The sequence below is a fragment of the Campylobacter sp. US50a genome (genome assembly GCF_004379015.1).
Lineage (GTDB): Bacteria > Campylobacterota > Campylobacteria > Campylobacterales > Campylobacteraceae > Campylobacter_D > Campylobacter_D jejuni.
This window is the reverse complement of the sequence record NZ_RYYJ01000118.1, coordinates 1-230: the sequence shown is the minus strand read 5'-3', so window position 1 is coordinate 230 and position 230 is coordinate 1. Positions and strand designations below refer to the sequence as shown.

Below are 230 nucleotides of genomic sequence, written 5' to 3'. Positions count from 1 at the left end.
ACCATCATAGGTTATTCTACTTTAAAAGACAGTGGAATATATGGTGTGTATGCAGGTTATGAAGATACAAAAATGAGTTCAACTTATTTTGATATTAATAATAGAACCTATTATGCAGGTTTAAAATACTTTAATACCTTATTTACTACAAGTAAAGGTCAAGAAGTTTATATCAAAGCTCAAGGTAAAGCTGCTTTGATTAAAAATGATTTAACTAAAAAAATAGGAAA

Annotated in this window: 1 pseudogene; it reads left to right on the top strand. The window is 26.5% G+C overall.

Annotated elements, in window-relative coordinates:
* Positions 1–230 (top strand): annotated as a pseudogene (locus ELQ11_RS09870) (autotransporter outer membrane beta-barrel domain-containing protein); the annotation flags it as partial.